The sequence below is a fragment of the Herbiconiux sp. genome (assembly GCF_023264895.1).
Taxonomy (GTDB): domain Bacteria; phylum Actinomycetota; class Actinomycetes; order Actinomycetales; family Microbacteriaceae; genus Herbiconiux.
The window spans coordinates 19116-43593 of the sequence record NZ_JAHFUY010000036.1; the positions used below are offsets into that span (position 1 = coordinate 19116).

Sequence of the window (24478 nt, forward strand, 5' to 3'; positions counted from 1 at the left end):
CCGCCGGACCGTCCGGCGGATTCGAGGAAGAAGGAGACACCATGTCGGACGACCGACCGCAGGAGAACCCCCAGAACCACGACATCGTGCCCGGTGCGGGCACCGACAAGCCCTCGCAGGCCGAGGGATCCGAGGAGCAGGCGGAGGAGGCCATCTCGGAGGCCGCGCCCACCGGCGGCGAGGACTGAGCCCGGGCGGCTGCGGGCTCGCGGTCTTCTACGCCGCCGAGTGCGCGCTGTCCAGCCCCTCGCCCTGATCCGGGGCGGTCGTAGTTTCACTCTCAACACACACATCGGAGGCGTCGACGACGGCGCCCGGAACGGAGGATGCATCGTGTTCTTTCACAAGCAGGAGCTGCAGTTCAAGTCGTCACCGTCGAAGCCGGATGCGGTCTTCGCCCGGCGGTTCCAGGAGGTTCTCGGCGGTCAGTACGGCGAGATCACGGTGGCCATGCAGTACGGCTTCCAGGCCTGGAACGCGCACGAGCCCGGCAAGTACCGCGACCTGCTGTTCGGCATCGGAGCCGAGGAGTTCGGGCACGTCGAGATGATCGCCGTCATGATCGCGCAGCTGCTCGAGAAGGCGCCCGTGGAGCAGTCGGAGGCGGCCATCGCGGCCGATCCGGTGCTCGGGGCCGTGATCGGTGGAACCGACGTGCAGGCCGCCATCGTGGCCGGTGCGGGAGCGCGGCCCGTCGACAGCAACGGCAACCCGTGGTCGGGTTCCTACATCACGGCGAGCGGCAACCTGCTGGCCGACTTCACGGCCAACGCGAACGCCGAGATGCAGGGACGCATCCAGGTGGCCCGGCTCTACAACATGACCGACGACTACGGCGTGCGCGACCTGATCTCGTTCCTGCTGGCGCGCGACACGATGCACCAGAACCAGTGGATCGCGGCGGCAGCCGAGCTGCGGGCCGAGGGCAAGGAGGACCTGCCCGTGCCGAGCAACTTCCCTCTCAGTCAGGAGCACCGAGAGGTCTCGTACCAGTACATCAACTTCTCGGACGGCGCTGCGGCGGCCGAGGGCAGCTGGGCCTCGGGGCCGACCCCCGACGGCAAGGGCGAGTTCACCTACCTCGACGGCCCGCAGGGCTCGGTTCCCATGCCGCCGCCCACGCAGCCGGACCCGCGGCTCTTCGGCACCGACCCGAAGCCCAACCTGGTCGACAAGGCCACAGGGGTCATCAAGGACAAGCTCAGCACGAAGTAGGCGGATCAGGAGAGGGAGGTGGTGCGCGGTGCTCAGCGAACAGCTCACGCGACCGGTCGTCGACGTGCGGATCGAGCATCCGGCGGCTGACGAGTGGGAGGTGCATCTCGCCGGCGGCGGGGCCTCGGTCGGGTACGTGACCCGGCTGGGCTCCGTCTACGAGAGCATCGACGTGCTGCCTCCCTACGAGGTGCGCCTCTCGGGCTCGCTCGAGGGGGCGCTGGAGTCGATCTACGTGACGCTCACGCCCGAGAACGGGCGGCTGCTGGAGGCGTACGGGCGGTAGGGGGGCGTCATCGCGGGGGCGGGCGCTCCGGCCGCGGTCTGCGCGAGGTGCGCCTATGCGGGCCGGTTCGGTGAGGAGTTGGCGAGGCGCAAGACGATCTGCCGCGGCAGGAGCGACACGATGCGACTCGTGCGCGTGTTCGCTCTGCCGGATACGGCGCTGACGGGTGTTCTCGATTTATCCAGGGCGCGAAAGGCGGAGTCGACGACTTGCTTGGGCGTTTCGAAGGTGACGCCGTGCTCGCTCGAATCAGAGTTGCTGAAGAAGTCCGTCTTGGTGGGTCCGGGAGAGAACGCCATCACCGTCAGCGGAGAGTCGCGGAGCTCGTAGGCGAGGGCTTCGGTGAATCGCAGGACGAAGGCTTTCGACGCGGCATAGACAGCCATTCCCGGGGTGGGCATGTACGCGGTCAGGCTCGCAATGTTGATCAGGGCGCCTCGGCCCGATTCCGCGAGCTGCGGGAGGAAAGCTCGAGACACGTCGACGACCGCGTCGATGTTGACGGCGAGCTGCTCTCGAAGGTCTGAGGGGGTCGTGTCCTTGAAGTCCCGAGTGAGGCCGATACCTGCGCAATTGACGACCGTGTCCACGCGAAGGTCTCGCCGGGCAAGATCAGCAAACAGACGCGTCCCGCTGGATGGCTGGGACAGGTCGAGGGCAACGGTCGTCACCGTGCGGTGAAATTCCTCGCGGAGAGTTTCGGCAAGGTCCTCCAACAGGCTGATTCGCCGGGCGACGAGGACGATGTCTGCTCCTCGGGCGGCGAAGGCGCGAGCGAATTCACGGCCGATACCGGAGCTTGCTCCGGTGACGAGGACGGTTGTTGTTGCATATTCCATGGATAGCTCCTAGGTTGACAGGTGTTAACCATAGAGCAGGTCGGCGGTGATCAACACGGGACTCTGTGGCCGGCGTGCTGTGGAAGGGTAGGTCCATGACGACGACGGGTTCCAGGACGCGTACGGGCAGTCAGCTGCGTGACGAGCTCTTGGCCGCGGCGACCGATCTGTTGTCCGAGCGGCTTGCGATCACGCCGCCCTCGTTGCGCGAGACCGCCCGCGTGGTCGGCGTTTCTGCCACGGCGGTCTATCGGTACTTCCCCTCTCAGCAGGAGCTTCTTCTTGCGATCGCGAGCCAGAGCCTTGCTTCTCTCGAGGCCGTCCTGGGCACGTGTCAGGACGAGGCGTCAGGGGGTGAGGATCCCGTCGTCCGGGTCCGGAGCATGGCTGTCACGTATGCGACGTGGGCTGTTGCCAATCCGGGGGCATACCAGTTGTTGTTCGAGGGCCGAGATCTTCTCGACGAGTCGGCGAGGATCGACTTGGGGATTGACCGCTTGCAGGCCGACCTCGAGTCCCTCCTCCAGGATCTGCCGGCCGGCGGTCGTGACAAGCAGGTGCGTGCCGAATTGCTGTGGACCGCCCTGCACGGCCTTGTGGTCACGCGCATCCGGAAGACTCGACAGCAGTGGCGCCGCCCCCTTGCCGAGGATGCCGTGGCCCTGGTGGACGCCTTCATCAGCTGAAGGGGTCTGTCCTCGAACGCGTCACGCGTGACGGGTCGGTGGCTCCGACGGCTCGCACAGCCGGCGATCGGCTGCAACGACGCTAGAAGATCGCGACGACCATTGCTAGGACATTTTTGCGGGCACCCAAGCTCTGGCTGCTCCTCGATGGTCGGAAACGCGAGAAGCTTCCCGCGGAGGCTTCCCTGCCGCCGTCGTTCATCTCTCGAACTCGGGCGCCGTCGAGCGAAGAGAGCAGAGCGGCGTTCTCAGCCGGCGCGAGCCGCACGAGGTGCGCAACGAGCTTCGCCTCGAGAACCACGAGCTTCCATGTCGCCAAGTGACCATGCGAAGCCCTCGGAGGTGGTCGGCAGGCGCGCCGAACTCATCCCCAGCACCCAGGGGGACGAAACCGACGATGAGGACCGCGGACGATCCGCGCCGGAGTGCGGGCTGCCCGCCGGCCATCGCTAGAATTGGCGCGACCGCGCAGGGGGTGCGGCGCGACGAGGGGACGGTTGCGATGGGTCACGCCTTCGCGGGTGCCAGGACGACCAACGGGCGAGCGGCCGACCGGCGGGGGACGCTGCGCCGGGGAGCGATCGGGCTGGCGAGCGGCCTCGCGGTCGCGGCTTCCCTGTTCGCGTTCCCCGTTGTCGCACACGCCGACCCGACCGGCATCACCGACGGTGGCGTCTCGTCGGGGCTCGCGCGCCTCGCGGCGTCCGGCGCGACCCCGGGCACGCCCGAGGCTTCTCGCGCTGCCGGTCTGCCCGCGGAGGGTCCGGGCTCGCTCGCGGTCGACGGCAGCGGCCGCGTGATCGTGGAGCTGCGGTTCGAGTCGTTCGAGGCGCAGCACGCGGCGCTCCTCGCCATCCGGAATCTCTTCGAGGTGCGTTCGGTGGGTGTCAGCGCCCCCGCCGTCTCGGTCTACGCCACACCCGATCTCTTCGACGACGCGGCAGCGCTGGCCGGAGTCGTCTCGCTCGAACCGGGTCTGCTGTCCAAGCATGCGTCGAGCACCGCCCTGCCCACGCAGCTCAGCGCTGCGCTGGCGCTCTCGGGTGACCCCGACCTCACGGGCACGAGCTGCCGATCGATCCCCGTCAACACGGCGGGACCCCTCGGCGTCGACACGGTGCAGGCGCAGTACGGTCTCGACGGGACGGGCCTCACGGTCGGCGTCATCTCCGACTCCTTCGACCTCGGCGCCGACAAGGTGGCGACGAATGCCGCCGAGGACGTTCTGGCGGGCGCCCTCCCCGGCCCCGGCAACCCCTGCGGCTACACGACGCCGGTCGGTCCCGTCCTCGAGAAGAACGCGACCATGTTCTCCGACGAGGGACGCGCGATGGCCCAGGTGGTGCACGGCATCGCTCCCGGCGCGCGACTCATGTTCGCCACCGACGGGGCCACGCAGACCGAGTTCGCCGACAACATCCAGGCGCTCGTCGACAACGGCGCCGACGTGATCGTCGACGACGTGGTGCAGTTCACCGAGCCGTGGTTCCAGCAAGGCGTCGTGGCGCAGAAGATCGCCGAGATCCGCACCCAGGGCGTGCTCTACGTCGCCGCCGCCCAGAACGAGGGCAGCATCGGCTACCTCGGGGCCGGCACCGAGAACGTCGCGCCCACGGGTTCGTGGGAGTCGGCCGAGTACCGTCCCGGCGAGTGCTTCGCGGGCATCGCCGCGATGATGGACACGGCCCTCGGCACCACGGGCACCGAGGCCGACTGCATGGACTTCGGGCCTGCAGGCGCGCCGGCGAAGGGGCTCCAGGTGACGCTCGGTACCGCCCCGAGCTTCGAGCTGCTCGCGCAGTGGGCCGAGCCCGTCGACGGCCGATCGACCGTGATCGTGCCGTTCCTGCTCGATGCCACCGGCGCACCGCTGCCGTTGCCGACCGGCAGCGGCACCTTCGACGACAGGACACCAGCGTCGTACGTCGGGTACACCGCCACGACCGACCCCTCGGTGCCGTTGGTCGTCGCCGACTACACGCTCGTGCTGGCGCGCGCGAAGAATGTCGGCGAGCCAGGCACACCGCGCGTCAAGGTCATCTTCGCGATCGACGACGGTGGCGTGCAGCGCCTCCCCTACGCTCCCGGCGAGTGGCGAGACGACGTCGTCATCGGCCCGGTGGTGTTCGCGCACCCGGCGGATCCCGCCGTCCTCACGAGCGGAGCAGCGCCGGCGTACGAGCCCCAGTACATGGAGCCCTACTCGGGCACAGGTCCGGCCACGTACTACTTCGGCCCGGTCGACGCGCTGACGTACCGCCCGGCGGAGCGTCTGGTCGAGCCGCGCGTGCTCGTCAAGCCCGACCTCATCGGGGTCGACTACGTGCGCACGACGTTCTTCGAGACCTACTACTCCGACAGTCCTGTGCTGCCGGACGGCTACTACTTCCCCGGCACGTCGGCAGCCGCTCCCGGCGTTGCCGCCGTGGCCGCGCTGGCGATGCAGCACTCCCCGCAGTCCACGGCCGAGCAGGTGCGCGAGGCGCTCGTCTCGACGGCGGTCGCGATGCCGAAGCAGCCGTTCGACTACGGCGTCTCCGACGCGAACGTGTGGGGTTCGGGACGCGTTTTCGCGCCCGCCGTGATCGCGGCGCTGCCGGCAGCCCCGGCGCCGTCCCCCGCGCCGACTCCGGTGCCCGCCGGTGACGGCGGCACGCGCCTGGCCGACACAGGACTGAGCGTCGGAGGAGGTCTTCACGGAGTCGCGCTCATCGCCCTGCTGCTCGCCGGGGGCGCGATGGTGTCGTTCCGCTCTGCTCGACGTGCCGGTCGAGCCCCACGATGAGGAACTCACCGACGACGGTCTTGCCGCTCGATCTGTAGACGTGGGTCAGGCGCTCAGCCCGTGAGCTGATCGAGGATGCGCTGGATCGTGGAGGGGAAGTCGCGCGCTGCCCCGCACCAACGGGAGGCCGCCGCTCCGGAGTGCGGGGCGACGGCCTACCGTGTGAACACGGTCAGTTCTTGAAAGCGTCCTTGACGTTCTCGCCGGCCTTCTTCGCGTCGGCCTTGGTCTGGTCGGCCTTGCCCTCGGCGACGAGCTTGTCGTTGTCGGTGATGTTTCCGACGGCTTCCTTGGCCTTGCCGGCGAGGTCTTCGGCGGCGTTCTTGATCTTGTCTGCAGCGCTCATGGTGAGCTCCTTCCGTTGTGGTGTTCGGTGGGATCAGCCTCCACGGGTGTGGTGGCCGGGTGGGTCAGTGGCGTTTCCGGGCGATCCGCTTCGCGGTGTCCTTCGTGGCCTGGGTTCTGGTGCCGAGGACGTATCCGGTGACTCCGAATGCGATCGCGACGATCCAGGCGACTGGCTTCGACATGATGATGCTCTTCTCTCTCGTGCGACTGACGGCTGCAGCTACTGCAGCCGGGTGGGGGAGCTGACGCGGGCCCGGAAGCCACCGCTGATCTGCACCAGGGCGGGCAGCGGGCGACCGAGGAAGCGAGCAGCACGATCACCGCGATCACGGCCAGCACGAGGAGGGCCGGCATGGGTGGCCATGGTGTTTCTCCTTCGGGTCGTCCCCGGTGGGCTCCGGGGTGCTGCGTGGTTACGAAGATGAGACGCGGCGAACGGGTGATTCGTCACGGTCTCAGCTGGATGGTGGTTCGCAGGCCGCAGCGAGACGGCTGGCGGGCATCACCTCGATCGGCGGAACTAGGGTCGGGGTATGACTCGCACCGACAGGCTGTACGCGCTTGTGGAGGAGCTGCGGGCCGTGGCGCCGCGACCGAGAAGCGCCCGGTGGCTTGCCGACCGGTTCGGCGTCAGTTCGCGGACCATCGAACGAGACCTGTCGGCCCTGCAGCAGAGTGGAGTGCCGATCTGGGCGGAACCCGGTCGCACCGGCGGCTACTGCCTGGACACGGCACACTCCCTGTCACCCCTCGGGTTCACGGTCGATGAAGCTCTCGCCGTGATGGTCGCCCTCGGCGCGCTGGCCACGAGCCCGTTCCGTGATTCGGCGACGTCGGCTCTTCGCAAGGTCGTCGCCGTCACCGACGATCGCAGACTGAGAGAGACGGCCGACCTGGCTGCGCGCATCCATCTGCTTGGCGGCGAGGAGCCGACCGGTGCGCCTCGTGGTCTGGATGCAGCCCTGCGGACCGGACAGGTCCTTCGGATCTCCTACACCGACCGCGACGGCGGCGCGACCGTGCGGGACGTCGAACCGATGGGGTTCGTCGGCAAGGGCGACAACTGGTACCTGATCGCGTGGTGTCGGCTCCGCGACGGTCTTCGCGCGTTCCGGGGCGACCGGATCGTCCAGGCAGAGCCTCTGGTCGAGCGGGCGGCGCGTCGAACGCTCCGGGCGGAGGATCTCGGCATCGTCGAGGGACGGCTGCGAGAAGTCGGGCTGGGCCGGAATACGGCCTGAAACACCGACATGACGGTGTCGCGCAGGGCGCCCAGGATGATGACGTCGGGCCGGATGGCGCGGCCGGAAGGAAGACATGGACCTCGCATCACTCCGCATCATCACGCACGACGTCGACCGGCTCACCCGCTTCTACGAGGCGGTGACGGGGGTCACGGCCACGCGGCCTGCTCCGGTGTTCGCAGAGTTGCGGACATCAACGGGCACCTTGGCGATAGCGAGCACGGCGACGGTCGCCACGCTCGGCACCGACGCGCCACGACCAGCCACCAACAACTCGATCATCATCGAGTTCCTCGTCACGGACGTCGACGCCGAATTCGCACGCCTCCACGACCTGCTCGACGACGTCGTGCTCAGGCCGACAACCATGCCGTGGGGCAACAGGTCCACCCTCTTCCGCGATCCCGACGGCAACCTCGTCAATCTCTTCTCACGCCCAGCCCCGTGATCGAACCGCCCCTGTGGTGTGAGATCGCGGCCAGGGCTGAGCCGTTCACGAGGCGGTGCTGTGAGCCGGTGTCGTTTCGAGGTGCTGGGAATCCAGCCAGTCCAGGGTGACGTCGGCGACGTCTTTCCAGCCGCTGTCGATGGCGAGGGAATGTCCTCGGCCCTCGAACTCGTGGTAGTCGGTGATCGACGAGGTGTCCCCGTAGAGCTTGAGAACCTCGAGGGTCACGGCCTTGGGCACGGTGTGGTCCTCGGTGCCGGAGGTCAGCAGGAGGGGTCCGCGTGCTGCGACGTGGGTGTCGACGGCGGCAGGAGAGTTGCGCGTGAAGTTCGCGGTCGCGTCCTCGAACAACGGCCTCCCGGGGCCGGGGATCGTCCACGCCTCGTGCAGCGCATCGGACTCCTGTTCTGAGAGCGCGTTTCCGAAGCTGTAGCGGAACTGCTTCGCTGTCAATGACACGGTCCGATGCTTGTTGGCCGGGTTGCCGAGCACGGGAAGCCCCGACCGCAGCTGCGAGAAAGGCAGGGTCTTCACTCCCTTGATCGGAGCCGGATCGATCGCGATCCCGGCGGTCGCGTAGCCGTTCGCGAGCAGTTCCTGCGCGATGAGCCCGCCGAAGGAGTGACCGATCACGATCGGTTTCGTGGGCATCGCTTCGACCAGTGCGGCGTAGTGCCGGCAGATCGCTTCGATGCCGACGTCATCGAGCGCAGAGGGGTTCTCGCGTGTGGCCTGCACGGTGTCCCCATCGCCCGGCCATCCGGGGGCGGAGGTCTGGTATCCGGATGCCTCGAAGAGGTTCTGCCATTCGTGCCACGCGCTCGAGTGGATCCAGAGTCCGTGGATGAACATGACAGGGAATGGGCGGGTGACGGCTGGATCTGGCATTGCGGCTCCTTCAGGGTGGGGATGATTCTCGAGGCAGGGCGGACGTTCTACAGGGTGGGGATCAGGCCGCCGTCGATCCGGAAGTCGGCACCGGTGATGTTCGCGGAGCGGTCGCTGGCCAGCAGCAGCACGAGGTCGGCGACCTCACGAGGCTGTGTGAAGCGCCCCGTCACGGCCTGCGCTGCGGCGGCGGCGGCGACTTCCTCCGGGGTGCCGCCCCCCGCCTGTGAGACGGTCTGGGCTACGCCGGTGGCGCCCAGCCACAGAGCTGTCTCCACTGGTCCGGGGCTGATCGTGTTGACACGAACGCCGTGCCTCCCGACTTCCTTCGACACCGATTTGCAGTAGTTGGAGAGGGCGGCCTTCGCCGCGGAGTAGTCGGGGACGAGCGGGTCGGGCAGTGCGGCGTTGACCGAGCTGATGGTGATGATGCTGCCGCCTCCGAGGATCAGGCCGGGCAGCGCTGCACGAATAGTCCGTACAGCCGACATGAGAGTGAGGTTGAGCGTGCTCTCCCAGTCGGCATCCGTCACGCTGGTCACTCCGTCCGGCCGTGGCTTCACAGCCCCGACGTTGTTGACGAGGATGTCCACACCTCGCCCGGTCAGCGCTCTCTCGATGAGCGCCGACGGACCGAGGGGCGTCGCCAGGTCCACGGCGAAGAACTCGACGCTTCCTCCCGCGACCATCGTCTCGAGTTCGGGCGTGAGCGAACGAGCGCCCGCCAGCACGTGAGCGCCCTCTCTCGCGAGCGCCTCGACGACGGCAAGTCCGATCCCCTTGCTCGCCCCTGTGACCACTGCCGACTTGCCGGCCAGTCCATAGTCCATGCTCGTCCCGTCCTCGTCCAGGCTCAGCCCGTGGTGAAGTAGGTAGACGGACCTGTCTATCTACCTTCATGTGGCAGTATGGCCGAAGAAGAACTCGAAGGGCAAGGACGAATTCGTGAGCACCCCGCACCACGGCAGAAGTTCCGCATCCGCCGCGGAAGCGCAACAGCCACGCGCCGCCTCGGCCGCCCGCCAGCGGATTCTCGCGACCGCGACAGAACTGTTCATCTCGACCGGCATACGAATCGTCGGTGTCGATCGATTGATCGCGGAATCCGGTGTCGCTCGTGCGACGTTCTTCCGGCATTTCCCGACCAAGGATGATCTGGTCGTCGCGTTCCTCGAAGCTCAGGCGGCCGAAGCGCGCCGTGTCCTGACCGCCATACGCGCCCAGCCCGAAGGAGCTCGCGCCGTTCTGGCCGAGATCGCGTCCGGGGCGAAGGCCGGCATGGAGTGCACCGGATTCCGCGGATGCGAGTTCATCAACACCGCCGCCGAATACAGCGATCCCGACCACAAGACCCGCATCGTGGTCGACCGCCACCGCGCGTGGGTGCGCGACCTCATGGTCGACTCCCTCACGGAACTCGGCCATCCCACGCCGACCGGAACAGCCGAGGTCCTGTTCACGATGCGCACCGGCGCCATCGTCGCGTCCTCGCTCGAAGGATTCAGCGACGCCGATGGCGCCTTCGACAGAGCGTGGTGGGCTCTCATAGACCACGCCTAGCAGGCCGGCCGACGTGGTCGAGCCGCGTCGGCTACGGAGTTCCCGGCGGCTCCACTGTCACGAACTCACGTGTCCACGTCACCTGAACGTCCTCGTTCGCAAGCCGCAGGCCGGCCTCGGGGAATGCAGCCGTGACGGAACAGGTCCAGCTGTAACCGGCACCTGATGCACTCCCCGCGAGGATCGCGCAGTACTGGCCAGTGACCGAGCGCGCCAGCCAGAAACCCCCGCCGGCCGGACTTCCCGACGAGTCGAGCCGCCGGGTCGATTCCGGCTCTATGGAGGGCAAGGCGGTTGCCAACTGGTCCCCTGGCCGCTGCGGTCCGGTGAAGTAGGCGTCGACGGCGGCTGGGTCCATCGCCGAGGGAGAGGTAGGGGTGGGTGCGGTTTCGCCAGATGGCTGCTGACCCATCACGTAGATCGTTCCGACGATCGTCACACCGACCAGAGCCGCAGCGAACGCACCGGTGCGAAGGATCTTGCGCACCGGCCCGCTCGTTGCCCCGGGTCTCACGCCTGGCTCTTCACTCTTCTCCGGGTCCCGTTCGGTCGCAGAGGTGCCGTCCGGGGGAAGCGCTTGCTCGCTCGCCGGCACGAGCGGTGCCCCCTCCGCCCGTGCACGAGCGGAACGATCCCGCCGACGCTGCAACTCGTTCGTCGCTTCTTCGATCAGGTGAGCCGAGTGACCACGGTCGAAGATGATCCGCTCGAGTTCAGCGTCGGATGCGTGCGCGAGATCCATGCCAGCAGTCTCCCTCATCGGATCGCGGAGCACCGGGTGATCGACAAGGAGCCGCCTCAGCCGACCGCATGCTGGAGCGCGGTCTCCTCCCCGCCGACTCCTGACAGCAGCCGATCGTAGTCGCGGAGGCCGGCCGGGGCATCCGCGGCGATGTGACCTACGTAGCCGTCGGGGCGCACGATCACGAGGCCGCCGTGGGGCAGGCCGGCCGATCGCCGGAGCGTGTCCGCGTCGCGCTCCGTGACGGCGAGCTCCTCGATCCCGTCCGGCAGCGGCGTCGGCAGCGGCTCCGGCGAGCCCCGCCCCGGCACGCGGATGGCGAGGTGGCCGGGGTGCCGAGCGAGAGCCTGCGCCACGACGGTGTCGTCGAGGCGCAGGTAGTCGCCCGGCTTGAGCGTGCCGCCCGAACCGCCGACGATCGGGCTGTGCCGGTAGGCGACGTTCTGCTGCTCCACCCGGTCGACCATCTTCTCGGCCACCGCCGGGATGCCGAGACCGAGGTGCAAAAGCACGTTGCGGGCGTGCTGGGCCACCGGGTTCGTCAGCGTGCCGGCGGCCGAGAGCCGGGTGGTGAAGGAGATCACGTCGGCGGCCACGGGGTGCCGCTCGAGGTGGTAGCTGTCGAGCAGCCCGGCCGTGTCACCGGTCTGCACGGCCCGGGCGAGTTTCCAGCCGAGATTCGTCGCATCCTGCATGCCCGTGTTCATGCCGAGGCCGCCGGCCGGACTGTGGATGTGCGCCGCATCGCCCGCGAGGAACACGCGGCCGTCGCGATAGCGCGGCACCTGACCGTGCTTGAGCGTGACCCGGGTGAGCCAGTGCGCCTCGCGGATGCGCAGTCGGATGCCGCGCTCGTCGAGAGCCTGCTGCAGCCACTCGACGGTGACCGGGCGATCCGGCTCGATGCCGGGCTCGAGCTGGGCGAACACCCGCACCCGCTCGCCGAGCAGGGGGAACAGCAGCCCGGTACCGGTGCCCGGTGAGAAGAAGGTGTGGAACTGCGAGTCGTCGTAGTGGTGCTCGCCCTCGACGTCGCCCAGCAGGAAGTCTTCGCCCGCGAACGAGCCCTCGAGTCGCTGCCCCATGCCGTGGCGCACGGTGCTGCGCGCACCGTCGGTGCCCACGAGGTAGCGGGCCCGCAGCCGGCGGGTTCGACCGTCGGCACCGGTGAGCTCGGCATCGACGCCCTCCGCATCCTGGTCGAAACCGCTCAGCGCGGTGGACCGCTCGACCGTGACGCCGAGCTGTTGCAGCCGCTCGGCGAGCAGCGACTCGGTGTCGGTCTGGGCGATGGCGGCCGAGAAGGGGTGCACGGCCCGGATGCCCTCGAACGAGACCTCGGCCACGGTCGTGTCGCCGTCGTGCATCGCCATGCCGCGGGCCACCCGCGACCGGTCGAGGAGGGCCGGCAGCACCCCCAGCATCTCGACGTGGTCGAGCGATCGCGAGTGCACCACGATCGCGCGCGACTCGGTGGTGGGCGAGGGCAGCGTGTCGACGATGCGCACGGCGACGCCGCGCCGCGCGAGTTCGAGGGCGAGCACCAGGCCCACGGGACCTGCGCCGGCGATGAGCACGTCGGTCTCGGCGTCGGTGAGGGGGACGGTCGATTCGGCCACGGGACACTCGTCTCTGAGCGGAGGGTCGATTCAGCCATCACACCGCCCTCGGCGACTCTAACGGTCGGCCCCTGGCCACGACAGCCCCCGAGCGCGGCACAGCGCGAGACCGCCCGCCGCCGCCTGGGGGTGCGACGACGGGCGGGAGCTCGGCTCAGCCGCGGGCGGGCAGGCCGCTCGGCGCGCGGGTGTCGGCCGTGGTGCGACCCGGCACGAAGGCGGCGATGACCGCCACGAGGCCCGACGCGATGTGGAACACGATGTCGAAGGTCGTGAACCCGGTCGGCAGGATGCCGAACAGCGTGGGGTCGAAGATCGCCAGCACGCCCATCAGCACGTACATGATGCCCACGATGGCGAGCACCGCCGACAGCGCGCCGCGCGAGACGCGGCCGAACCCCACCACGAGCAGGGCGACGGCGATCACGATCCTGGCGATGTCGAGCGGCAGGTCGACGTTCGCGATCCCCGCGAAGTGCTCCCCCTCGATGAACAGCCCCACCACCGCCAGCAGTGCGACGACGATCCCGAGAATCCTGGCAACCCATTTGGCGAACATGTCGGTCCTTTCACAGAGGTGATCAACTGCTCCGGACCCTACAAACCTCCCCGCGACGGGCACGGGGCTTGACATCCGCCCCTCTCACCTGGCTAGGCAGACGCGAGCACCGAGGTGCGCCACGGCCGCGCGGTCTCGAGCGACTCCGCGAGATCGAGCAGCTGCAGGTCTGCACCGTAGGCGCCCACGAGCTGCACCCCCACGGGCACCCCGCCCGCGAACCCGGCCGGCACGCTCACCGCCGGCAGCCCGGTCATGTTGGCCTGGGGCGTGAAGCGCAGGATGCGGATGGACTCCGCGATGCCGTCGTCACCCCCGGCGAACTGCCCGGCCGGCTGCGGCTGCAGCGGGAGCACGGGGCACAGCAGCACGTCGAACTCCTCCCACCAGGACTGCACGCGTTGCCGGAACCCGTCGAACCAGCCCATCGCCTCCACGTGCTCCGCCGAGGTCTGCGAGGCCGCGAGCGCAGCCCAGTGCTCCGTGATCGGATCGAACCGCGGCGTCGCTCCGGCCGCCTCCGCCGCGTGCGCCGCGCGATCCCTCGCGACCTTCGCGAACGGCAGCAGCGCCGCGAACCAGCGTTCGGCGAACTCGTCGGGGAACATCGCCGCCGGCCACGCGGGCTCCACGACGTGCCCGAGTCCCTCGAGCAGGCCGGCTGTCTCGAGCACGGCCGAGCGGATCTCGGGCGAGACCTCGTAGACCCCGCCCGGGTCGTGGTCGAGGACTCCGATGCGGAGCGGCCTCGCCGCGTCGCCGGTCATGCCTCCGCGCACAAGTCCCGGCGACACCACGGCGTCTCCCGGCTCCCGGCCGGCCAGCAGCGCGAGCACGGCCCGCGCATCCCGCACCGACCTCGTGAGCACCCCGGTCTGCGAGATCCCGTAGAGCGACTCCCCGGCGGGCGCCTCGCTGATGGTGCCGCGGCTCACCTTGAGCGCCACGAGCCCGCAGTGCGCCGCCGGGTTGCGCAACGAACCGCCCCCGTCGGTGCCCTGGGCGAGCGCCGTCATGCCCGCCGCCACCGCGGCCGCCGAGCCTCCGGAGGATCCGCCTGCCGACCGGCTCACGTCCCAGGGGTTGCGGGTGAGCCCGTAGGCGAGGTTCCTGGTCTCGGAGTGCAGCCCGAACTCGGCCGAGTTGGTGCGGCCGATCGGCACGAAGCCGCCGGCGCGGAGGCGTCGCACGACGGCCGAGTCGTGGTCGAAGGCGCAGCCGGCGTCTTTGCGGGCGATGCTCCCCTGGTGATCCGGATGCCCCAGCGCGGCCACGCCGAGATCCTTCAGGAGGATGGGGACACCGGCGAACGGGGCGGGCTCTGCGCCCACCACGGTGCCGGCTCCGGCGGGCGTCCCCGCGCGCTCCACCGCGTGCTGGTCGACGTACACGACCGCGTTCACCGCCGCATCCGCCTCCTCGATGCGCGCGACCGACAGCGACAGCAGCTCGCGGGCCGTCAGCAGTCCGCTCCGCACCGCCTCGGCCTGCCCGGTGGCGTCGAGCGCCAGCACCGCCGACGCCTCGCTCATCGGTCGGCCGTCTCCGACTCGCGGTCCCAGCGGTCGACGGCGGCACCGCGCTTGCGGAGCTCGGCCTTGCTGACCTTGCCGTTGGCGGTGCGGGGCAGGTCGTGCTCGAACACGATGAAGCGCGGCACCGCGAACGGCGGCAGGTGCGGCTCGACGAACTCGATCAGCTCGCGCGGATCGAGGTCGACGCCGGCCTTGACCTCGACCGAGACCTGCACCTCCTCCTCGCCGAGCTCCGACGGCACCGCGTACGCCGCGACGGCAGCGACACCCGGGTGCTGCAGCACGGTCGACTCGACCTCGACCGACGAGATGTTCTCGCCCCGTCGCCGGATGATGTCCTTGATGCGGTCGAGGAAGCGGAACCAGCCGTCCTCCTCCCGCACCACCCGGTCGCCGGTGTGGAACCAGAGGTCGTCCCAGGCCTTCACCGTCTCGTTCGGCATGCCGAAGTAGCCGCGGGCGAGCGCATAGGGCTGATCGCTCCGGATGAGCAGCTCGCCCGGCACGCCGTCGGGCAGCGGTTCGCCGTTCTCCGGATCGATCACCCGGTTGTCGAAGCCCGGCACCGAGACGCCGAGGTAGCCGGGGCGCAGCTCGTCGACCGGCACCGCGATGGCGAGGTTGGTCTCGGTCGAGCCGAACGCGTCGACGAGGTTGACCCCGAAGCGCTCCTTGAACTCCGGCAGCATGCGCGCGGGCGTGGCGGGCGCGAGTGCCGCCCGCACCGTGTGCGGCACGTACTCGCTCTCGGGCCGGTTGAGGAGGATGCCCACCATCGCGCCGAGGAGGAACGTGAACGTTGCCCCGCACTCGGCGGCCTCACCCCAGAAGCGGCTGGCCGAGAACCGGCGCGCCACCACGAACGACGCACCGGACACCACCGCCTGGATGAAGGCGTTGAGGGCGTTGGTGTGGAACAGCGGCAGCGTGGTGAAGAGCACGTCGTCGCGGGTGAAGCGCATGTGCAGCGTCTGGTTGCGGCCCCACCAGTAGAACTGCGCGTGCGGGCAGAGCACACCCTTCGAGGGCCCGGTGGTGCCCGAGGTGTAGAGGATGGCGGCGATGTCGGAGGGTGCGACGGCGGCGGCCTCCACCTCGCGTGAGACGGCCGGGATGGCCTCGACCGGCAGCGACAGGACCCTCGCGCCCGGGCCGGCCGCCGCCTCGAAGCTCAGCACCCGCTCGACCGCGACCGGGTCGTCGAGCCGCGCGAATCCGGCGAGCCCCTGGTCGTCGGCGAGCAGAAGGCGCGCACCGCTGTTGAGCAGCGCGTGCCGCAGCTGCGGCGGTGTGAGGGCGGGGTTGAGGGGCACGGCGACGGCCCCGACCCAGGCGGCCGCGAGGATCATGTCGAGCAGCTCCAGCCGGTTGCCCGAGAGCATCGCCACCCGGTCGCCCACGCCCACGCCCGCGTCGGCGAGCACGCCGCCGAGCCCGCGCACCACGCGGAGCTGCTCGGCACCGGTGCGGGATTCGCTGCCGGAGCTCAGCAGCAGGTCGTCGGGCATCTCGTCGGCACGGCGCTGGAGCATGGCCGGGATGGTGCAGTCGGCGAGCGGGCGGTCCAGTTGGGGGATGCGGGTCATGGGGTTCCCTCGTTCTCGATGTGAGTGGTGGTGAAGAATGCGGCGGGCTCCACGCGGGCGGAGCCGGGCAGGTGGACGGCGTGGACCGGGTGCGCGGGCTGGCCCCCCTGCTCGGGAGGCGAGTCGACGAGCGCCACGGAGGAGCCGACCTCGACCGCCGAGGATTCCGAGGACGTCGAGCAGACCACGGGCACCCCGCGGGCCCGCACCGAGGCGATGCGGAGCCCGTCGGGGAGCTCCGTGACCTCCTCCACGACACCCGGTCCGGCCTCGACCTGCTCGAACGCCGCTCCACCGCACGCACGGCAGGCGAGCCGGGGCGGGAAGAAGACGGTGGAGCACGCCGTGCAGCGCTGGAAGAAGGCGGGGCCGCTCATCGCACTCCCTCCAGAACCGCCACGTTCGCGCAGGCCCCGTAGCGGTACAGCACCATGCCGTAGCCGGTCACGACCCCGAACCGGGCGTCGTCGACCTGCCGCTCTCCCGCGATGCCGGCGAGCTGGCGGTAGGTCTCCACGACACCGTGCATTCCCGCAGCCGCTCCCGCCTGCCCGGCCGAGAGCTGGCCGCCCGCGGTGTTCACGGGCAGACGCCGGGTGCCGATCCGCTCGGCCAGGTCGCGCTGGGCGTCCTCCGCGGCGATCGCGCCGAGGTCGATGAGCTGCGCGAGCGCCATCGCGGGATAGTCGTCGTAGACGCTGAGCACGTCCATGTCCGAGGCTCCGAGTCCGGAGCGCTCCCAGGCGCGCGGCGCGGCCTGCACGAGTCCGGTGGTGAGCCCGTCGGCATCCTGGTCGTCGATCCCGATGCTGGTCTCCACGGCGAGCACCCGCACGGGCCGGCCGGCAGCGCCCGCTCCGGTCCCGGCGGAGCCGGCAGAGCCGGCGGGCCCTGCGGTCAGCACGATGGCATCCGCCCCGCTCACGGGCGGCACGCAGTCGTACCTGCCGAGCGGCGGCGCCACGAGGGGTGCATCGAGGTACTCCTCGAGACTCAGCGGCGCGCGGTACACCGCACCCGGGTTCAGCCCGGCCCACGCGCGCTGAGCGGTCGCGATGTGCCCGTAGTCGCGCCGCGAGAGTCCGAGCGCCGTCATCTGCCGCTGGGTGAGCAGCGCGAACAGCGCGTTCGGGCCCGTGAGCGGGAGCGGTGCGAGGTGCTCCTCGGTGGCGCGGTTGTAGTGCTCCACGAGCATCCGGAACGCGGCGGCGTCCATCCGGTCGCCCGAGACGAGCACGATGGTCGAGGCCTGTCCCGAGCGGATGGCGAGTTCGGCGTGCTGCAGCATGTTGAGGGCGCTCGCGCCGCCGTTGGTGTCCTCCATGAGCCAGCTCAGAGGGCCGAGGCCTGCACGCCAGGCGAGGTCGACGGCGTGGTCGGGACCGAGCGTGAAGCTCGACACCCCGAGCCCGTCGACGTCAAACCAGCGGAGCCCGGCCGCGGCGACGGCCTCGCGGGCGGCCTGCACGAGCAGACCCGAGGTGCTGACGCCGGGCGTCGGGTGCCGGGTGTACGGCGTCTCGGCCGCTCCGACGATATATGCGGAATCGAGCATGTGCGGTCCGTCCGGCCTCAGGTGAGATTAACGAAGACGCTCTTCGTCTCGGTGAAGGCGTCGATGGCGTAGGAGCCCATCTCCCGCCCCCACCCGCTCAGGCCGATCCCGCCCCAGGGGGCAGCCGGGTCGATCAGGGGGAGCTGGTTGACGAACACGGTGCCGGCCCGCACCTCGGCTCCCACCCGGTGCGCGGTGCGGAGATCGCTCGTCCAGACCACGCTCGCGAGTCCGTAGTCGGAGTCGTTGGCGCGCTCGATCGCCTCGTCGAGGTCGCTGAAGCCGAAGATCGGGACGACGGGCCCGAAGAGCTCGTCGCGCGCCACCGCCATGTCGTCGGTCACGCCGGTGAGCACGGTGGGGCGGTAGAAGCAGCCGGAGGCGAGCTCGCCGTCCGCACGCGATCCCCCCGTGAGGAGCGTGGCCCCTCCGGCGACGGCGGCCTGCACCGCGCTGTGCACCTTCTCGAGCTGCTCCTCCGAGATGAGCGGTCCGAGCACCGTGTCGGGGTTGCTGCCGGGGCCGATCACGAGCTGCTCGGCTGCTGCGGCGATCTTCTCCGAGAACTCCGCCAGCCGGGACTCGTGCACGTAGAAGCGCGTGTAGGCGCCGCAGGCCTGACCCGAGTTGAACGCCGCACCCTGCAGGTTCCCCTGCACGGCGGCGTCGATGTCGGCGTCGGCTGCGACGATGCTCGGCGCCTTGCCGCCGAGCTCGAGCGACACCCGCTTGAGGTTGCCGGCGGAGGAGCGCACGATCTCCTGCCCCACCTCGGTCGATCCGGTGAACGAGACCTTGCCCACACCGCGGTGGGCCACGAGGGCCTTGCCGACCTCGGGTCCGCCGGTCAGCAGGCTCACGACACCGGGAGGGATGCCGGCCTCCTCGCACAGCTCGGCGAGCCGCACCGTCGAGAGCGGGGTCTGCTCAGCCGGCTTCAGGATGGCCACGTTGCCGGTGGCGAGGGCCGGCGCGAGCTTCCAGGCCGCGATGGCGAAGGGCACGTTCCAGGGAGTGATGAGAGCGGTGACGCCGATCGGCTCCCGCAGCGTGTAGGTGAGCTGGCCGGGGATGGAGACCTGGGAGGTCTTCCCCTCCAGCTTCGTGGCGTAGCCCGCGTAGTAGCGGAATACCTGGGCGCCGAGCGGCACGTTGACATCGCGGGCCATGCCGATGGGCTGGCCGGAGTCGGCCACCTCGAGCGCGGCGAGCTCGTCGGCGTGGAGCTCGATGAGCTCGGCGACGCGCCAGAGCAGCCGGCCCCTGGCATCCGGGGTGAGGCCGCGCCACGCGGGAGACCGGAAGGCCTCCCGCGCGGCACGCACCGCGTCGTCGACGTCGTCACGAGTGGCCTCGGCCGCCGTGCCGATCACGAGCCCGGTGGCGGGGTCGAGGGTCTCCCTCGTGCCTCCGTCGCTCGCGTCGGCCCATCGGCCGCCGATCAGGAGCCGGGTGGGTGCGCTCATGCCGTCGTCGCCTTTCTTCAGGTGGAACTGTGGATCGGTGGAACTGTGGATCTGTGGATCTGTGGAACCGTGCTGCGGGGGTCGCGCTACTCGACCAGCGGGATGGTGTCGAGCGTGTAGACGCGGTCCTCGGGAGCGACGTAGTCGGCCAGGTTCTCGCCCGTCCAGAAGGTGGCCTCCACGATCAGGTCGGCGGGCTCGCCGTCCTTCAGCAGCTCAGCGGCCTTCACCATCGCCCAGCCGGTCGCCGGCGGGTTCGGGTCCCAGGTGCCGGTGAGCCGGCCCTGCTCGACGGCCTGGATGGCATCCGCGTCGCCGTTGATGCCGATCGTGATGACGCCGTCGTTCGATCCGTTGTAGATGGTGCCGCCGGCCTGGGTGATGGCCGAGGAGGCGCCGAGCGCGGAGGCGTCGTTGTACGACCAGATCGCGTCGACGTCCGGGTACTGCAGCAGCAGGTCGGAGACGATGGAGGCCGCCGTCGCGCTGTCGTCGGCGGTGTTGTCGGTCTGGTTCACGATCGTGATGCCGGCGGCCTCGGCGGCCTTCGTGAAGCACTCGACGGTGGCGGTGATCGAGGCGACGGGCGGCCCGCCGATCACGATGACCTCGGCGTCGGGCTTGGCCGAGGCGATGTACTCGGCGGTCTGGTCGCTCGGCCCGCCGTCGAGGCACACGTGGGTCTGCCACGAGACGGTGCCGTCGAACTCCTCGGCCTCGCTGTTGAGGCCGATGAGCTTGACGTCCTGGCTCGCGGCCTGCGCGTAGGCGCTCCGCAGAGCGTTCGAGTCGAGCGCCCAGAGGCCGATCGCGTTGACGCCGAGCTGCAGCATGGTCTGCACGTCGGAGACCTGCTTGTCGACCGAGAGGTTCGCGTCGAGGATCTCGTTGCTCCAGCCGAGCTCGGTCGTTGCCGACCCGATGGTCTCGGCGATCTGCTGCTGGCCGGGCTGGGCGCCGACCGGCGTGGAGTAGCCGAGGCTCCAGGCGCCGGAGTCGTCGCCTCCCCCGGCCGCGTCGGTGGTGCCACCGCTGCACGCGGCGAGCAGGAGGGCTGCGGGGATCAGCGCCGCGACGGCGACGGTTGTCTTGGACTTCATGTCGAACGACCTCTCTTCAGGATGTGTTGATTGGTGCTTTCGGGGTGATGCGGGGGCTCCTCGGGCTGTTTTCGGGCGTGCGGATGCACGGGAGCCCGAGGAGGGGCTGGTGGGGAGGGGTGGGGAGGGGGCCGGCCCGGGTCAGTCGGCCTCTCGAGCCGAGGCGTGAGCCGTCGCCGCCGCCGTCGTTGCGGGCGCGGCCGTGCCGACGAGCGCCTCCGCCGTGCGCTCGGCGACCGCCATGACGGTGATCATCGGGTTCACCCCGGGCGCCGTCGGCAGCGCCGAGGCGTCTCCGATCCACACCCCGGCCACGTCGTGCAGCTGCCCGCGGCCGTCGGCCACCGAGACGGCGGGGTCGGAGCCGAGTCGGCACGAGCCCATCTGGTGCGCCGACATCGCGAGGTGGTCGCGCGGCGGCTCCGCGGCGAGCGCCTCGAGGAACGCCTCGAAGTCCTCGCCGTCACGCCAGCGCAGGTCGCGCCAGAGGAAGGTGAAGATCTCCTTCGCGCCCGCGGCCCGGTGCATGCGGGCGAGCTCCTGGTGGGCGCGCACGCCCACGCGGTAGTCGATGTCGTCGTCGAGATCCCAGATCAGGGCAGCGCGGCCCTCCTCGTCGAGCACGATCCGACCGGCCCCGTGGTCGTGCGCCACGCCGTGCCAGGTGGCGTAGCGGTCGAAGGAGCGCATCCGGTCGCGAGCGGTGCGCCCGTCGGCGAGGGGGCTGAGCCCCGCCCAGCTGCCGATGTTGAGCGAGAGCGACTCCACGAGGAATCCCTCGCCGTCGACCACCTCGGTGAGGTCGAAGCTCACGGCCGACTGGATCTGGCCGTGCCAGGCCTCGATGGCCTCGTCGTAGACGCCGGTCACGATCCAGGCCGGGTGCAGGCGCAGGTTCCGCCCCACCGCCGGTCCGCCGATGCCCGAGCGCAGAAGGAGCGCCGGCGACTCGATGCCGCCGGCGGCCACGACCACGGTGGGGGCGTCGACGCGGAGCGGACGGGGGCCGTCGGCGGTCTCGATGCTGCCGACCACGCCGGATGCCCGGCCGTCGGCCGCGATCACCCGGTCGACCCAGGCCCCGGCGAAGATGCGGGCGCCCGAGGCGACGGCGTCGTCGAGGTAGGTCACCACGGTCGAGGCGCGGTAGCCCTGCTGGTGGGTGCAGCCCTCGGCGCAGAACGGGCAGAACTCGCTCACGCCGTCGGCCACGAAGTTGCGCGGCAGCCGCTCGTGGCGGTAGCCGAGCTCGGCGAGGCCGGTGATCATGGCGCGGGTGTTGGCGTTGTGGTGCGAGGCCTCGGTGTTCACGCCGAGGCGGCTCCAGACCCGGTCGAGGAGCGCGTCGAACTCCGGGCCGTCGAGGCCCTCGAGGCCCTCGCTCGCCCACAGCTCACGGATCTTCTGCGGCGGCCGCAGGCTCACCATCGAGTTGATGAGGGTGCCGCCGCCCACCGCCGAGCCGGCGAGGATGCCCATCTGCCCGGTCTCGGAGAACAGGCCCCCGCGGCCGAGGAACAGCGGTCCGCCTTCGGCACCGTGCTGGGTGCGCTTGGCGTCGACCACGTGCGGGCCGGCGTCGAGCACGATGACCGAGAGACCGGCCTCCGCGGCACGCGCGGCGATCACGCCGCCGCCGGCACCCGAGCCCACCACGACCACGTCGGCGGTGAGTACGACCTCGTCGCCCGGCTGCGGGGTCTCGACCCGGAGGTTCTTCGGCGTCTCGCCCGGTGTGGCGGGGCGATAGGTGAGCGGGCCGTAGCCGATGGCGGGCCAGACGGGGTTCGTGCCGCTCTCGTCGACCGCGTTCACGAAGGTGCCCATCGCCATGCTCTTGAGCTGGCGCACCGCGTTGCGGTGGGTGAGCGAGGCGTCTCCGGCCGCGCGGAGCAGCTCGATCCGGCGCCCGGCATCGGCATCTGCGTCTGCACCTGCATCTGCGCCCGCGTCGAGGAAGCCGGCGGCCGCGAGGTGCTCGGCGAGTCCCGCGATCGCGCGGCGGAGCGTCGCGTCGAGCGTGGGCACGGCGGCGGCCACGGCCACGTCGATGCCCCGCGCGACGGCGCCGTCGCGGTAGTAGGCCTCGAGCACGGGGTCGCCGAGGGCGTCGGCCGGTGGCTCGAGCGCGGGCAGCAGGGCGTCGCAGACCGCCTTGACGATCTCGTCCTGCAGCTGCCGATCGGCGCCGCGCGGGGCACCGCCCTGGGTGGGGTCGTTCTGGGTGAGGGTGTGCGTGTCGGTCATCGTCATCGTCCTTTCCGCCCGAATCGCAGCCAGCCGTACTGTCGCGCCACGCCCAGCGCGACGGCGAGGATGAGCACGATCCCGTTGACCGCGCCCCGCCAGAAGGAGGAGACGCTCGTGAGGGTCAGCCCGTTCTGGATCACACCGAGGAAGAGCACGCCGAGCACCGTTCCGCCCACGCCGCCCTCGCCGCCGGTGTAGGCGGTGCCGCCGATCAGCACGGCGGCGATGACCGTGAGCAGCAGCGTGGCGTCGAAGGTCGGTGCCGCCCCGGCGAGCCTGCCCACCTGCACGAGCGAGGCGAGCGCGGCGGTGAAGCCCACGATCACGTACACGAGCATCGTGGTGAGGCGCACGTTGATGCCGTTCAGGCGCGCCGCCTCGGCGTTCGAGCCCACGGCGTAGATTCCCCGGCCGAACTTGGTGTAGCGCAGCACCACCGCGGTGATGACCACGAGCACGATGTCGAACATCAGGATGAAGGGGATGCCGAACGCCTGCCCCAGCACGAAGTCGTTCACGAAGGCGAAGCCCGGGAAGTCGAAGACGTTGATGGTCTTGCCGTCGTTCAGCAGCAGCGCGATGCTCGCGAAGAGCGAGGCCGTGCCGAGGGTCACCACGAGGAACGGGATCCGCGCGTAGCTCGTGAGCACGCCGTTGAGCAGCCCGAAGACGAGGCCGGCGAGGAGCGTGACGGCGATGGCCGGGAGGGCGTCGGCGCCGCTCTGCAGCATGAGCCCAAACACCATGCCCGTGGCGGCGCTCGCGGCCACGATCGAGAGGTCGAGGCCGCCCGCGAGCAGCACGAAAGTGGCGCCGAGAGCGAGCACGAGCGTGACGCTGTTGGCACCCACGAGGTTGGTGATGTTGCCCCAGGTGAGGAACACCGGCTGGGTGAGGGCGAGGACGACCGTGAGGATGACGATGCCGGCGATCGCGCCGGTCGCCGGGCCGGTGGCGGCCGCGATGCGCGAGAGCACCGGTCGGCGGGCCGGGGGCGCCGCCTTCAGGTCGGTGCGCTCCGCTGTGGACTGGTTCATCGTGTCCTTCCCGCGCCGGCGACGGCGCTGGTGGGGGTGTCTGCGCTGGTGGGGGTGTCGGTGCTGGTGGGGGTATCGGTGCTGGTGGAGGTATCGGTGCCGGTGGCCGTGTCGGTGGAGATGGCGGCCGACGGGTGGTCGCCCGGCCGCGCGCCGCTCACGGCCCAGGCCCCGAGCACCTCCTCGGTGAGGTCGTCGCCCGAGACGACGGCGCGGATGCCGCCATGGTGGAACACGGCCACGCGATCCGAGAGGCCGATCAGCTCGGGCAGCTCGGAGGAGATCAGCACCACGGCGGCGCCCTTCTCGGCGAGGGCCTGGATGTAGCCGTAGATCGCGCTCTTCGAACCGACGTCGACCCCGCGGGTGGGTTCGTTGAGCACGTAGACGGGGCAGCCCCTCGCGAAGGTGCGGCCGAGGATGGCCTTCTGCTGGTTGCCGCCCGAGAGCAGTGTGATGCGCTTGTCGAGCGAGGAGGTCTTCACGCCGTAGTCGGTCACCACCTGCGAGACGTCGCGGCGCTCGGCGGCGACCCTCACGAAGCCGAACCGGGTGATCGTCTCGAGCCAGGCGAAGCTGATGTTCTCGGCCACGCTCCGCGGCGGCAGCAGGGCCTCGCGGCGGCGGTCGTCCGGCACGTAGCCGATGCCGGCCGCGATGGCGCGCCGGGGGCTGCCGAGGCGGAGCGGCCGGCCGGCCACCCGCACCTCGCCGCGGGCCGGGGTGGCGC

The 24478-nt window shown here is 70.4% G+C and carries 25 protein-coding genes; 8 read left to right on the plus strand and 17 right to left on the minus strand.

The genetic code is table 11. From position 1 onward, the window contains the following. Window positions 1-41 precede the first annotated feature (41 nt). The 3 genes from Q0D57_RS08295 (at window position 42) to Q0D57_RS08305 (ending at window position 1501) form a co-directional block, all read left to right on the plus strand. Entirely contained in the window at window positions 42-188 is a 147-nt protein-coding gene (locus Q0D57_RS08295) for a hypothetical protein (RefSeq protein WP_291041259.1), read from the plus strand. A gap of 145 nt (window positions 189-333) precedes the next feature. Continuing rightward, window positions 334-1215, plus strand: a complete 882-nt coding sequence (locus tag Q0D57_RS08300) for a manganese catalase family protein (RefSeq protein WP_291041262.1) — start codon at window positions 334-336, stop codon at window positions 1213-1215. A gap of 28 nt (window positions 1216-1243) precedes the next feature. Beyond that, window positions 1244-1501, plus strand: a complete 258-nt coding sequence (locus tag Q0D57_RS08305; RefSeq protein WP_291041264.1) for a hypothetical protein — start codon at window positions 1244-1246, stop codon at window positions 1499-1501. Window positions 1502-1554: 53 nt separating this feature from the next. On the opposite strand, the gene Q0D57_RS08310 is transcribed toward Q0D57_RS08305, so the two are convergent. Next, window positions 1555-2340 carry an SDR family NAD(P)-dependent oxidoreductase gene (locus Q0D57_RS08310; protein ID WP_291041267.1) on the minus strand — a complete coding sequence of 262 codons (786 nt, stop codon included), beginning with the start codon at window positions 2338-2340 and terminating at the stop codon, window positions 1555-1557. 95 nt (window positions 2341-2435) lie between these two features. Here Q0D57_RS08310 and Q0D57_RS08315 point away from each other — a divergent pair, with 95 nt between their 5' ends. Further along, window positions 2436-3026, plus strand: coding sequence for a TetR/AcrR family transcriptional regulator (locus tag Q0D57_RS08315; RefSeq protein ID WP_291041271.1), 591 nt, complete (start codon window positions 2436-2438; stop codon window positions 3024-3026). 397 nt (window positions 3027-3423) lie between these two features. After that, window positions 3424-5811, plus strand: coding sequence for a S8 family serine peptidase (locus Q0D57_RS08320; RefSeq protein WP_291041276.1), 2388 nt, complete (start codon window positions 3424-3426; stop codon window positions 5809-5811). Between the two features lie 172 nt (window positions 5812-5983). Here Q0D57_RS08320 and Q0D57_RS08325 read toward each other — a convergent pair whose 3' ends face one another. Then, a complete protein-coding gene (locus Q0D57_RS08325; RefSeq protein WP_291041279.1) occupies window positions 5984-6157 on the minus strand; it encodes a CsbD family protein in 174 nt (57 codons plus the stop codon). 222 nt (window positions 6158-6379) lie between these two features. Further along, complete coding sequence (locus Q0D57_RS08330) at window positions 6380-6523, minus strand: hypothetical protein (RefSeq protein WP_291041282.1); 144 nt, start codon at window positions 6521-6523, stop codon at window positions 6380-6382. Between the two features lie 169 nt (window positions 6524-6692). Here Q0D57_RS08330 and Q0D57_RS08335 point away from each other — a divergent pair, with 169 nt between their 5' ends. Together Q0D57_RS08335 and Q0D57_RS08340 are read left to right on the plus strand one after the other, a co-directional pair. Further along, the gene (locus tag Q0D57_RS08335; protein ID WP_291041285.1) at window positions 6693-7400 is read left to right on the plus strand and encodes a YafY family protein; all 708 of its coding nucleotides are present in this window, start codon (window positions 6693-6695) and stop codon (window positions 7398-7400) included. 76 nt (window positions 7401-7476) lie between these two features. Then, the gene (locus Q0D57_RS08340; RefSeq protein ID WP_291041288.1) at window positions 7477-7851 is read left to right on the plus strand and encodes a VOC family protein; all 375 of its coding nucleotides are present in this window, start codon (window positions 7477-7479) and stop codon (window positions 7849-7851) included. A gap of 45 nt (window positions 7852-7896) precedes the next feature. On the opposite strand, the gene Q0D57_RS08345 is transcribed toward Q0D57_RS08340, so the two are convergent. Continuing rightward, on the minus strand, window positions 7897-8739 hold the full coding sequence (locus Q0D57_RS08345; RefSeq protein WP_291041291.1) for an alpha/beta hydrolase: 843 nt from the start codon (window positions 8737-8739) through the stop codon (window positions 7897-7899). A 47-nt stretch (window positions 8740-8786) separates the two neighbouring features. Beyond that, window positions 8787-9569, minus strand: coding sequence for an SDR family oxidoreductase (locus tag Q0D57_RS08350; RefSeq protein ID WP_291041295.1), 783 nt, complete (start codon window positions 9567-9569; stop codon window positions 8787-8789). A gap of 115 nt (window positions 9570-9684) precedes the next feature. On the opposite strand from Q0D57_RS08350, the gene Q0D57_RS08355 reads away from it, so the two are divergent. Continuing rightward, entirely contained in the window at window positions 9685-10299 is a 615-nt protein-coding gene (locus Q0D57_RS08355) for a TetR/AcrR family transcriptional regulator (protein WP_291041298.1), read from the plus strand. Between the two features lie 31 nt (window positions 10300-10330). Here the strand turns inward: Q0D57_RS08355 and Q0D57_RS08360 are convergent, their stop codons facing one another. The 12 genes from Q0D57_RS08360 to Q0D57_RS08415 form a co-directional block, all read right to left on the minus strand. Further along, a complete protein-coding gene (locus Q0D57_RS08360) occupies window positions 10331-11041 on the minus strand; it encodes a hypothetical protein (protein WP_291041301.1) in 711 nt (236 codons plus the stop codon). A gap of 56 nt (window positions 11042-11097) precedes the next feature. After that, window positions 11098-12660 (minus strand): FAD-dependent monooxygenase, encoded by a 1563-nt coding sequence (locus Q0D57_RS08365; RefSeq protein ID WP_291041304.1) that lies wholly within the window; start codon window positions 12658-12660, stop codon window positions 11098-11100. Window positions 12661-12814: 154 nt separating this feature from the next. After that, on the minus strand, window positions 12815-13219 hold the full coding sequence (locus Q0D57_RS08370) for a hypothetical protein (protein ID WP_291041307.1): 405 nt from the start codon (window positions 13217-13219) through the stop codon (window positions 12815-12817). 92 nt (window positions 13220-13311) lie between these two features. Further along, complete coding sequence (locus tag Q0D57_RS08375) at window positions 13312-14751, minus strand: amidase (protein WP_291041310.1); 1440 nt, start codon at window positions 14749-14751, stop codon at window positions 13312-13314. Beyond that, entirely contained in the window at window positions 14748-16340 is a 1593-nt protein-coding gene (locus Q0D57_RS08380; protein WP_291041313.1) for an AMP-binding protein, read from the minus strand. Before Q0D57_RS08380 ends, Q0D57_RS08375 begins: the two co-directional genes overlap by 4 nt. After that, window positions 16337-16717: a zinc ribbon domain-containing protein gene (locus tag Q0D57_RS08385; RefSeq protein ID WP_291041316.1), complete on the minus strand. Its 381-nt coding sequence runs from the start codon at window positions 16715-16717 to the stop codon at window positions 16337-16339. The genes Q0D57_RS08380 and Q0D57_RS08385 overlap by 4 nt, the downstream gene beginning before the upstream one ends. Continuing rightward, entirely contained in the window at window positions 16714-17895 is a 1182-nt protein-coding gene (locus Q0D57_RS08390; RefSeq protein WP_291041319.1) for a thiolase family protein, read from the minus strand. Before Q0D57_RS08390 ends, Q0D57_RS08385 begins: the two co-directional genes overlap by 4 nt. Window positions 17896-17912: 17 nt before the next feature. After that, on the minus strand, window positions 17913-19361 hold the full coding sequence (locus tag Q0D57_RS08395; protein WP_291041321.1) for an aldehyde dehydrogenase family protein: 1449 nt from the start codon (window positions 19359-19361) through the stop codon (window positions 17913-17915). Between the two features lie 86 nt (window positions 19362-19447). Continuing rightward, window positions 19448-20461 (minus strand): sugar ABC transporter substrate-binding protein, encoded by a 1014-nt coding sequence (locus Q0D57_RS08400; protein ID WP_291041323.1) that lies wholly within the window; start codon window positions 20459-20461, stop codon window positions 19448-19450. 141 nt (window positions 20462-20602) lie between these two features. Then, the gene (locus tag Q0D57_RS08405) at window positions 20603-22708 is read right to left on the minus strand and encodes a GMC family oxidoreductase (RefSeq protein ID WP_291041325.1); all 2106 of its coding nucleotides are present in this window, start codon (window positions 22706-22708) and stop codon (window positions 20603-20605) included. Window positions 22709-22710: 2 nt separating this feature from the next. Further along, complete coding sequence (locus tag Q0D57_RS08410; RefSeq protein WP_291041327.1) at window positions 22711-23748, minus strand: ABC transporter permease; 1038 nt, start codon at window positions 23746-23748, stop codon at window positions 22711-22713. Further along, on the minus strand, window positions 23745-24478 hold a 734-nt coding region (locus Q0D57_RS08415; RefSeq protein WP_291041331.1), incomplete at its 5' end, for an ATP-binding cassette domain-containing protein. The genes Q0D57_RS08410 and Q0D57_RS08415, both read right to left, overlap by 4 nt.